The sequence below is a fragment of the Microcystis sp. genome, from assembly GCF_048564745.1.
Lineage (GTDB): Bacteria > Cyanobacteriota > Cyanobacteriia > Cyanobacteriales > Microcystaceae > Microcystis > Microcystis ichthyoblabe_A.
Genome location: NZ_JBLZRT010000112.1, coordinates 1 through 9,386 on the forward strand (window position 1 = coordinate 1; position 9,386 = coordinate 9,386).

Genomic DNA, 9,386 nt, shown 5'->3' on the forward strand with positions numbered 1-9,386 from the left:
AGCACTCCAACCCTTATCGTGACTTGATTTCAGTTTTTTCTTTGTCAGTAAGGGTGTCAACAAGGAATATTACAGATTGTTAACCGAGTCTTGAAAGCCTTGTGCTACAAAGGTTTGAAATGTTAAGAAAGATGTGACTAATGGACAGCTTATCAAGGGGGGCAGGGGGGATCCCCCCGCCTATCGGCACCTCCCTTATCAAGGGGGGATCAAGGGGGGATTCAAGGCAAAATCCATTTTTAATTTAATTATAACCAGCTACTTAGATAGGCCGCATCTTGTAGGTAAACAAACTCAGCTAACCACTTAACAATTGACAATCTCCGCCCTAAAAGTGCCGAGATTCTTGGGCAACTCCCTTGGTGGCTCTTAGTCGTACCTTACCGGCATCTATGCTCATTTCTTCAACTTCGACTTCTAGGTTAGAGGGTAATTCTTCAAAATCCTAGCGATGTAAGAGACGTTGTTGGGTACTGTGAGAAACAGCAATTCCTGTCAATGATTTGATTTTCTGCTCCGATTTCTCAGGTCTTCATCTTTACTTCTAACTTCTTCGCTTGTTTTTCTGTAATTGGTAATTCACCTAAAATACTTTTCACTTTTCTCGTTCGACCGGCGGTTTCTTCTGTACTTATTTTGATAAAAAAATACCGATTTCTGGGTTAACATACTGAATCATTAAATCTCTGACCTTCTCCTCTATTTCCCGCAAGTTATAGCGTTTCCTGTTCGCAAGAGATACATTATCGATGGTGAAAAGCTTAATTAGCAAAGGTTAAACTGTGCCACACAGGTGTGAGAACCGCTATAATCTCATTTCTCTTTGTGATCAATTTCAAGATTTTCTAGTTTTTGACAGCCATAAGCATTAATACTCATTGCACAAGTGAGATGCTCCCTAAAGATTGCTTTGTGTCGATTTATTAATTACTCAAAGAAAATGCCCAGACCATGCTTTCTAATATGCGAGTAAGTACCGAAAGCAAAACCAACTCCTAAAAAGTTAAAAGGACTGTAACCACCCGAAAGCAACAGCAATACAGCCCACCCAAACACTCCAGGTAGGACGGTGAGCAAAGCAGTTCGTTTGAGATAATCTAATCGGTGCGGTTTCACAACGGATTTTATAAATAATAGGGGAAGTTTGATGTATAGAGTGAAGACTACACAGGAAAACATGATTATGCCTCCCTTGAGTAAAAAGGTTAAAACTCCGATGTGAAAAGCATTAATTTCATAACCTAAAATTGATGGAAACGTAGAGCCTAAACCTTTACCAAAAACAATTTCCAGTATATCTTGAAAATATTTAATTCCATCGATTGCTTCCTCGATTCGCAATTCAGAATTTCGTTGACTATTATAATTTTGGCTATCAAAAAATCTGTCGAAGATTAAAGAATTTTGGAAAAAGCTTATGAACATTTGCTGAAATTCAACAAAAACCGTGATGCTTAATATAAAAATACTCACAATCAATAACAGATAGGTAAATTGTTTAGGTTTTCTGAGAGACGATTTAGATGTTAGTACGCCCTCAGATATAGTGTAAGATAAGCCGAAACTAGAAAAGACTAGGACAGTTAAAATACATAGGACAATGGATCTAGTTGCTCCGATAAACCCTAAAGAATAAAGGTGAATTGCCACCAATCCCAAGATCAATATTCTCAAAAGCCATCCCTGTCTACACAATACCCCAAGAGCAATGCCAGTTAGAGGCAGAAGTAAGGCAGAATAGTGATAGGCCGAATTATCTATAATTCTAGCTGTCAAACCTGCTGTGGACAGGACATTCATTCTTTCAGCTTGTAGTGAAATAGCATAGTAAATATAGAGAGTAGGAACGGCAATCAATGCCATCAATTGTACCTTGGGGCGGTAGGACTGGACAATAATGCGAAACAGGGCTAAACCTCCTATCGGCCACAAAAAAGTCAATAAATCCATTCTGATCCAAGGAATATCATTACCAAAAATTCGCCAGCCCATCAAGGTATAAAAAATAACGACAGCTACATAGAAAATTCCAGTTTTGCCTAGAAGTAGACGACGGAAATCCCGGTCGATAAGCAGTGCAGAAGTCACAAGAATAACAAAACTCACAGTCATACCTGATGTTTCACCTAGCCTGACCACAGTACGTTTTTCTAGCTCAAATTGGGCATTTAAAAAATCAGAAAAAGTTAGCAACAAAAGACTGATATAGAAAATAATGGTAGAAATAATCTTGAAACCATAAGCTTTTCTAGATACTTTTGGCTGATAAACTGCTATCTTTTGCACTGAGACTACCTCCCATGTTATAAACTTTACCTTAATGGCTTAATCTGGATTTTTGTCAATAGTTAAGGCTCAAAAAGTTAATATAAAAACTTTTAGCTCAGTCCATCTAAGTTTTTATCTATGTTTCCACAACTATCAATGCTTTATTTAATCTGTTCTACCACCTCTTGTCAAGGTGAAGCGTAATTAGTAACTGACTTTTGAAAGCCCACAACCGTTGCTTATCAATGGTTTCGGAGATTTATTGCCCTTGTAATTTTTCTGGCTAACGACCAAATAATAAGGGTTTCAGGGTTGAGGAAGATTTTAAGGATATACAAGTATTTCCTCTGTTGATTGAGAAACCCTTATCTGGTAATACTTCTATGTTTGGTCATTCTCAATAAGGCTGTCCTTATTGCGGTGACTAATTACATTATCTTTTGCCGTAGTAATGGCCATAGTAACGATAATTATGGTCTTTCCGACTAACATTATTAGCCACTAAACCTAACACGGAAATGTGGGATAATCTCAGATCTTCGAGCAGATTTTTAAGCGCAAAGCGATCAGTTTTGCCCAGTTTGGTGACGAGAATTAGGCCAGTGGCCATGGCGGCGAGAATTTTCCCATCGGCAAAAGCGGCGATCGGTGGTAGATCGTAGATAATTAGATCGAAAACGTCGTCTTGCTGTAATTGCGAGATCATCTCCTGCATTCTCTGGGAAGAAAGCAAGCGGGTTGGATCTGGGGGAATTGAACCGGCGGTAAGAATCGATAAATTCTCGTAGCCGGGTAGAGGTTGAATCGCTTCGTTCCAATCGAGATTCTCGGCGATGACATTACTAAGGCCGTGGTCGTTATCGAGCTTAAGTCGCAGGTGAACCTGGGGTCGTCGCAGGTCAGCATCCACCAGTAAGACTCTTTTTCCCATACGAGCGGCAGCCTTAGCGATATTTATTGATATGGTGGTTTTACCATCTCCCGGTGAAACAGAACTAATTACGAGGGACTTGCGGAGGGAATCGGAACCGAGGAGGCGAATATTGGTGTTGAGAGTGCGGAAAGCTTCCGAGAAGGGGGAGAAATTATAGTAGGAGGGGTTTTCGTCGGCCGATTTCCCAGTAGTATTAGGGATAGTAATTTTGCGATCGCCGACTGTTAACTGGGGTAGGGCGGCGGTGATCACTTTTTCGACCGTACCGAGGTCTTTTTGCCAGGGAATTGCGCCCAAAAGGGGCAGTTTGCTATCTTCTTTTAGTTCATCTGCACTATGATGAACGGGGTCTAATCTTTCAGCTAAAAAGGCTGCCCCCAGTCCTAATAACAGGCCACCGATAAGCCCTAAAGCCAGATTTCGCACGGGTTTAGGGGAAACGGAGTTTTCCCCTACTTCTGGAGGGGAAATTATTTGCCAAGGCACCACCTGTTGTGCCACCTGTAGCTGTAATTTTTGCTGTTCCTCCAGAAAACGGTTAAGGCTGGTGGTGGCGATTTCCAATTCTCGTTGCAAATCCGTATAGCGACGGGCTAAAACCGCCAGATTTTTGACCGAGGCTTTCTGTTGTTCGAGGGCCCGGGCAAGGGATTCTACCTTAATTTCTAGGGTTTGGCGACTGTTAGCGGCTTCCACCAATTGCTGGGTTAATTCTACCCGCAGAGCACTCCGTGATACCAAAGCCGGGGAATTACCCACTGTCTGGGGCAGTTTTTCCCCTAGGGTTCTCTGTGCCTCGTTTTGCAGTAGGGGCAGTAAATTAGCGCGTTTTTCCTCTAGGGTGGCGATTATCGGGCTATCTTTGGCAAAAACTGCCGATTGTTTGGCCAATTCCACTTCTACTTCCTGCAGCTGCTTGAGCAAATCTTGATAACCAGGAGATTCACTGAGATAAGTAGCGATAATTGCTTGATCGGGGGCCAATCCCACCTGTTGCTGTAAAGCCTGATAGCGAGAGTTAATTTCGTTAAGGGCAACTTGGGCTGCCCGATAATCTTGTTCAGTATTGGTTAACTGTTGTGATAAACGAGTCGCCTCTTTATCGGGATCGAGGAAATTGTATTGCTGCCGAAATTGCTGCATTTGTTTTTGTAGAGAATTAACTCGTTCCTGCAGCACGGGCAATTGAGCGTTAACAAAATCTAAGCCTTGATTAATTTCGGTCTTTCGTTCCTGAGAACTATAGTTGAGGTAATGACGGGCTAAATTGTCTAAAACCAACTTAATTTTTTCCGGTTCCTCATTTTGATAGGAAATTGCTAAAACTTTCGTCTCTTTTAACTGACTAATTTCGAGATTAGATTTGCCAGTTTTACTAATTAAATCACTGTAGGTAAAATCGGGATACTTAGGAGTTATTTTACTAAGGATGGGGTTAAGGAGTTGAGGACTGGTTAAAACAGCGATTTGGGTATCATAATCGATGTTCTCTCCACCTAACTGAGGTAGGATGTCTTGGGCTGCCAGTCTGGAAGAACTTTTATTTTCCTCGATGGGTTGACCTATGAGCAGCAGGAATTTACCCTGATAGATAGGGGTTTTTAAGAAAGTATAAGCAGCGATCGCACCCGTCACCCCTAGGGTGATGCCAACGATTAACCACCAGCGATGCTTGATGACAGAAAAGAATTGACGCAGGTTGAGTTCCTCTTCTTCTTGCGTCGGGGAGGGGATAAAAGCCGGTTGGGCAAAAACTGGCAGATTTGCTTGACTTTGGGTTTTTAAAGCCCCATTTTGTTGGTTGTTCATCATTAATCAAATAGTCAAGGGATAACTGTATTAAAAGATTTTCCGGTAGCAATCTGGCTCGATTAGTCACCGCTCAATCATAACACCGTGCTACAATGATAACCCTAGTTTTTCCAGTAATTACCAAATAAGGTGGGTTTAACCTAGTCAATGCCACTGGCGGCTTGACATACCCCCCCTGAACGGTTACAAATTGTGTGCTATCCTGCCACAAGCTAAACCGCCATAACCACCATCACACGAGAGCCTAAATGACAATCCCATTAGCACCTCGCATCTCTGATACTTTACCCCCCATTACCTGGGAGAAATTGCCAGCGGATTTTGTCCTCCCTGATGAACCAGTGGAAAGCACCCTACAACCCCTGCTCGCGGCGGCTTTGCGAGAATCTTTAGAATTAGCCAGTTTAATTGTGGAAGCGAGTCTTATTGCTTCTAATTTTGGCATTTGCGCCACCGTTAGCGGTAAGACAGTAGTAAAAGCTCCCGATTGGGTTTATGTACCCGCAGTAGCACCTATCCGAGAAGGAGAAATTCGCCGCAGCTACACGCCCCATGCAGAAGGGGAAGTACCAGCAATTGTCATGGAATTCATCTCAGAAACGGAGGGAGGGGAGTATTCTATCAATCCTCACTATCCCTATGGCAAGTGGTATTTCTACGAGCGAATCTTACAAGTACTTGTCTATATTATTTTTCAACCACAAACTGGAGAATTAGAAGTTTATCGCTTAGTAGCAGGGAAGTATGAGTTACAAAAAGCGGATGAGAATCATCGTTACTGGCTGGCAGAAATCGGTTTATTTCTAGGAGTATGGCAGGGTAAAAAAGCAGCAGTAACGGCTCATTGGTTGCGCTGGTGGGATCAATCAGGTAATTTACTATTGTGGGGTAGTGAACGGATTGAACAAACCGAACAACGAGCCGAACAAGCTGAACGGCGGGCTGAGGGAGAAAAAGCTAGGGCAGACAGATTGGCGGCGCAACTTAAGGCAATGGGAATTGACCTGGAGGCTGAATGAAGAATCTATACAGCTTTACAATTTAGCTGATTGTGTGCTATGGTGGCAACTGTTATGCTTAGAGAGGAAATATGTTGGGAAATTGCTGGCGATTGCGTTGATAATAAATGAATTGTAAGCAGTTATTAAAAAAGGAGAAAAGCCAGCCATGACCAGAAGCTCGGCCGGACACTCCAGATGGACAGATGAGATGCTAGATGAATTGGCAGACTCAGTTTCGGGAGTCAAAGACTCAGTTTCGGAATTGCGAGAATCAGTTTCGGAAGTTAAAGATTCAGTAGAAGGGTTACAGTTGACAGCACAAGCACTGTTACAAATAGCTGCTCAACAACAGCGAGAAAATGAAGCTCGGCAAGCAGAAATTGCCGAAATCAGGCAAAGACAGGAAGAGTCAGACAAGCGTTTTGAGGTTTTGCTGTCAGAAGTTCGCTATTTGATTCGGCAAATTAAACCAGAAAATCAATCATAAGCTTGAGGAAACTGGTGGCGGTCGCGTCTCGACAATTTAACCTAACCTTTTGTGGAACTAATTGACAAAATAATTAATTGACTATCATGGAACAAAAATTATTGTTGGCTAAATTTTTAAAAGGTCTCTCGAGTAGGATGTTTCGGCTATCGAAGAGAATAGAATATTTTGGATGTGAATCAAGTATATTCAGATATATAGATTGTTTTGAGACCATAGATGTATTGCTGAAATTCATTCAACCAAAGTGTCTCTGTGATATAGGGGCAAATGCTGGTAACTGGACTTATGTTTTGAGTCAAATGAGTCCCACTTTGGAACACGTGGTTTTTTTTGAACCCCAATCTCAGTATCAAGAAAAATTGCAATCTTTATCTTTACCCGGAGTTAGCAAAGTTATTTACCATTGTGGATTAGGTGAAAGGGAAGATAAGTTATTAATTAAAGGAGGAACTTCTTCAGCATCTTTTCTTGATTCTGAAGAACAAAATAAATATTTTCCCAATAGTATTTCGCAAAACCAGCAGGATATGGAGGAGGTAGAAATTAGAACTTTAGATGCAATATATGCCAATGATAATCTACCAATCCCTGATGTAATTAAACTAGATGTTCAAGGTTTTGAGCTTGAGGTTTTAAAGGGCAGTATGAATTTACTAAAAAAATCCAAATACTTAGTGATTGAATTATCATTTCGTCAGTTTTATCGAGAGCAACCCTATTTATGGGAAATCATCAAACTACTAGAAGAGAATAAATATATTATGGTTGGCAAGGGATTTGAATGGCGATACCATGAAAATCCTTCAGAAATACTGCAAATGGATGCTATATTTAAGAACACTGATGTTATGTAATTAGAGCGGTATCAAAAAGGAGTTTACTTAAGTTGAGCGATCTACTTGCCAAAGCTGTTAATAATTCTAAGTGGACTGCCATTGGTTCTCTCATGACAGCTATCCTCGGATTCCTTTTTGCCGGGTTAACGATTCGCTGGTTGGGAGAAGCGGAAGCTGGATTTGCCATTACCATTGCTACTATTGTTGGCATTAACAACACCTTTAGTGGTTTGGGACTGGGTGCGGCTGCAACCCGGTTGATTAGTCGGGCTTATGAAGAAAATAATTTGGGAGAAATTCAGAAAATAGCAGGAGTTTGTTTTACAACTTCTCTGGCTTTTGGATTGTTTGGGTTTTGTATTTTTGCTTTCGGTTCTGCTTGGATTGTTCAGTGGAGTAAATATCAAGGAAATGCTGATATAGGACGTTGGTACTGTATATTATTAGGATTAGCATTTTTGTTACAACAAATCACTGGTTATTTTAAGATATTTCTCGCTTCTCTTCAAAGATTTGACTGGCAAACAAAGCTCAACACTACTTTTATGTTAGCCAATGGTATTTTGGGAATCACTTTTTTGAAAGCCTTTCCCAATATTTTAACCTTGGGAATAATTAGTTTAACTCTATCTTTACTAAATTGTTTATGTACGGGGTTTATAGTCACTAAAATCCTGGGATTTTTGACACTTCCTTCCTGGGATCAAGCGATGTTTATCGAGCTTTGGTCTTTTGGGAAATGGGTTTACATGACTCAGATAAAAGTTATATTTTTTGATGGTGTTGATAAAATATTTTTAACTTCTGTATTTGGCAGTTCTTCTTTACCTTTTTACACCTTTGCTCAAAGAATTTATATAACAGTTCACCAAATGTTAGTTGGACAGTCTTCTTATCTATTTCCCATGCTCTCGGCTCAAGGAGATAAATTAGAAGTAGTAGCAGAACAAATAGAAGACCGCTTGCGCTGGTTTATTGGGTTAATTGCAGGTTTTGTCTATTCAGGACTGATTATTGCCGGTCCAGCTTTATTGACTATCATGGTCAATGCTGGATTTTCTAGCAAAGCTAGTTTTCAGTTGTTTATTTTTTGCTGGGTAGGCTATATTCATGCACAAGCTATAGTTACATTCTTTTTTAATTTAAGTAAAGGAAATGCAAAACAAAACTGGGTTTATGTTATGATTACTGATCTAGGCTATTTTCCCTTTTTCGTTTTTTTGTCACTAAATTTTGGTTTTAAATATGCAGTTATCGGACAATTGATGATGATTTTAGGAGTCATTTACTTGTTGCGCCATGCTCATAATAATATGAAGTGGTTGACTTTCAGCAAATGGACAATCCAACCCTTAATATCATCTATTATTTTAATGATTGTAGCTACTTTTATTCACCTTGTAACCAATTCAATCAAAGCTACATTGATCACACAATTTACCTCTTTAATGATCTTTTATTTTTCTGGAATATTATTTGTTTATTATCTGGAAAATAGATGTTTTGGTAGTACGGGTAGAGCAAAAACTTTAAATAGAGCTATCTTGCTTTTTTGTGGTAAGCTGAATCTGTCAAAAGAGCGTTAGTCAACCAATGTTAAACTGATTGATATGTTTATCTAGAAAGCTGTTTCGTAAGGATTCAGGTCATACAAAAAGCATTCAAACCCATGCTGTGTAAGCATTTAGGCGAATTATGGACAAATCCTCATTCTCATTAAGAAACGCTGAAAGCCTTAATGAGAATGCTTATTGAGAATGAAACTGTTAGTTTAGCGAGTTCTGAGATTTTAGAAGCCGCTCTGTGACTGCATTTGAGACACCTGAATCCTTACGCTGTTTCTATATTTTCCAAGCAAATATACTCGTATAAGTACCTAAGCAAAATTAATTACACATCTAAGCCACTAGACCTCTTGCAAAAGTCTTAAGTCGATCCTTGTACAGCAACATTTTTGAAGATTATCAACTACTAATAAATAATTAACTGAAAGTCCCTCCCATTATTGTTTCTATCGTTTGTTTTCGGATTTATGCAAGAGGTCT

General features: G+C 40.0%; 6 protein-coding genes and 1 pseudogene. 4 read left to right on the plus strand and 3 right to left on the minus strand.

The features are described 5' to 3' along the window. Positions 1–349: 349 nt before the first annotated feature. The 3 genes and pseudogenes from ACOCD9_RS12795 to ACOCD9_RS12805 form a co-directional block, all read right to left on the minus strand. Positions 350–715, minus strand: a pseudogene (locus ACOCD9_RS12795) (ISKra4 family transposase); the annotation flags it as partial. A 212-nt stretch (positions 716–927) separates the two neighbouring features. Further along, positions 928–2,286 (minus strand): hypothetical protein, encoded by a 1,359-nt coding sequence (locus ACOCD9_RS12800; RefSeq protein WP_287703982.1) that lies wholly within the window; start codon positions 2,284–2,286, stop codon positions 928–930. Positions 2,287–2,701: 415 nt separating this feature from the next. Beyond that, positions 2,702–5,014, minus strand: a complete 2,313-nt coding sequence (locus tag ACOCD9_RS12805; protein WP_287703984.1) for a GumC family protein — start codon at positions 5,012–5,014, stop codon at positions 2,702–2,704. Positions 5,015–5,262: 248 nt separating this feature from the next. Here ACOCD9_RS12805 and ACOCD9_RS12810 point away from each other — a divergent pair, with 248 nt between their 5' ends. The 4 genes from ACOCD9_RS12810 (at position 5,263) to ACOCD9_RS12825 (ending at position 8,927) form a co-directional block, all read left to right on the plus strand. Then, positions 5,263–6,033 carry a Uma2 family endonuclease gene (locus ACOCD9_RS12810; RefSeq protein WP_419547691.1) on the plus strand — a complete coding sequence of 257 codons (771 nt, stop codon included), beginning with the start codon at positions 5,263–5,265 and terminating at the stop codon, positions 6,031–6,033. A gap of 148 nt (positions 6,034–6,181) precedes the next feature. After that, positions 6,182–6,502 (plus strand): hypothetical protein, encoded by a 321-nt coding sequence (locus ACOCD9_RS12815; RefSeq protein WP_287703988.1) that lies wholly within the window; start codon positions 6,182–6,184, stop codon positions 6,500–6,502. An 86-nt stretch (positions 6,503–6,588) separates the two neighbouring features. Beyond that, positions 6,589–7,359, plus strand: a complete 771-nt coding sequence (locus ACOCD9_RS12820; RefSeq protein ID WP_287703990.1) for an FkbM family methyltransferase — start codon at positions 6,589–6,591, stop codon at positions 7,357–7,359. A gap of 32 nt (positions 7,360–7,391) precedes the next feature. After that, the gene (locus tag ACOCD9_RS12825) at positions 7,392–8,927 is read left to right on the plus strand and encodes an oligosaccharide flippase family protein (protein WP_287703992.1); all 1,536 of its coding nucleotides are present in this window, start codon (positions 7,392–7,394) and stop codon (positions 8,925–8,927) included. Positions 8,928–9,386 lie beyond the last annotated feature (459 nt).